Source organism: Pseudoalteromonas sp. PS5, assembly GCF_004103255.1.
Classification (GTDB): domain Bacteria; phylum Pseudomonadota; class Gammaproteobacteria; order Enterobacterales; family Alteromonadaceae; genus Pseudoalteromonas; species Pseudoalteromonas peptidolytica.
On the sequence record NZ_RCSQ01000175.1, the window covers coordinates 1 to 1,052 of the forward strand.

The 1,052-nt window shown below is 43.9% G+C and carries 6 tRNA genes; all 6 read left to right on the plus strand.

Going from position 1 to position 1,052, the window contains the following annotated elements:
* The first annotated feature begins 35 nt into the window (after nucleotides 1-35).
* The 6 genes from D9603_RS18970 (at nucleotide 36) to D9603_RS18995 (ending at nucleotide 1,047) form a co-directional block, all read left to right on the plus strand.
* Nucleotides 36-109, plus strand: a tRNA-Gln gene (locus D9603_RS18970).
* 2 nt (nucleotides 110-111) lie between these two features.
* Nucleotides 112-188: transfer RNA gene (locus D9603_RS18975), tRNA-Met, on the plus strand.
* Between the two features lie 86 nt (nucleotides 189-274).
* Nucleotides 275-359 (plus strand) — tRNA-Leu (locus D9603_RS18980).
* Between the two features lie 166 nt (nucleotides 360-525).
* A tRNA-Gln gene (locus D9603_RS18985) sits at nucleotides 526-600 on the plus strand.
* Nucleotides 601-755: 155 nt separating this feature from the next.
* A tRNA-Leu gene (locus tag D9603_RS18990) sits at nucleotides 756-840 on the plus strand.
* 132 nt (nucleotides 841-972) lie between these two features.
* Nucleotides 973-1,047 (plus strand) — tRNA-Gln (locus D9603_RS18995).
* Nucleotides 1,048-1,052 lie beyond the last annotated feature (5 nt).

The following is a 1,052-nucleotide window of genomic DNA, read 5'->3' on the forward strand; positions in this document are numbered from 1 at the left end:
CTTTTAAGTCAGAACTAAAAAAGATTTTATTTCGTTGGAGTATCGCCAAGCGGTAAGGCAGCGGGTTTTGATCCCGCCATTCCCAGGTTCAAATCCTGTACTCCAGCCAACGGCTATGTAGCTCAGCTGGTTAGAGCACATCACTCATAATGATGGGGTCCCCTGTTCAAATCAGGGCATAGCCACCATTCTTTAAATGCAGAAGTAGCGGAATTTGCAGTTGTCTAGATATAGACTCTGGATTTAGGTTCCAATAACCAATGCAAAAAGATGTGCGGAAGTGGCGGAATTGGTAGACGCGCTGGATTTAGGTTCCAGTATCTTCGGATGTGAGAGTTCAAGTCTCTCTTTCCGCACCATGTTCTTTTAAATCAGAACTAAAAAAGATTTTATTTCGTTGGAGTATCGCCTCGACACGAAGTGGAAGCGGTAAGGCAGAGAAAAGAGAGTGGTTTTGATCCCTCACTCATCCTGCCCCAGATTCAAATCCTGGATTCAACAGTTTAAGTTAGATTTGAGTTTCGTTGGAGTATCGCCAAGCGGTAAGGCAGCGGGTTTTGATCCCGCCATTCCCAGGTTCAAATCCTGGTACTCCAGCCAACATTCTGAAGTTGAGAAATTGGCAGATGTCTTGAAATAGACGCTGGATTTACGTTTCAAATACTTCAGATAATACAATGCGAAAGTTACGGAATTAGCAGTTGTCTTGATATAGACGCTGGATTTAGGTTCTAATAACTAATGCTAAAAGATGTGCGGAAGTGGCGGAATTGGTAGACGCGCTGGATTTAGGTTCCAGTATCTTCGGATGTGAGAGTTCAAGTCTCTCTTTCCGCACCATATTCTTTCAAGTAGAATTAAAAACACTTGAACTTACCTCTATTGCTGGGTATCGTCTCGACACGAAGTGGAAGCGGTAAGGTGGCCTAAATCAAATCTAGGCTAAATAAGATTTGAACTTACCTCTATTGCTGGAGTATCGCCAAGCGGTAAGGCAGCGGGTTTTGATCCCGCCATTCCCAGGTTCAAATCCTGGTACTCCAGCCATCTCT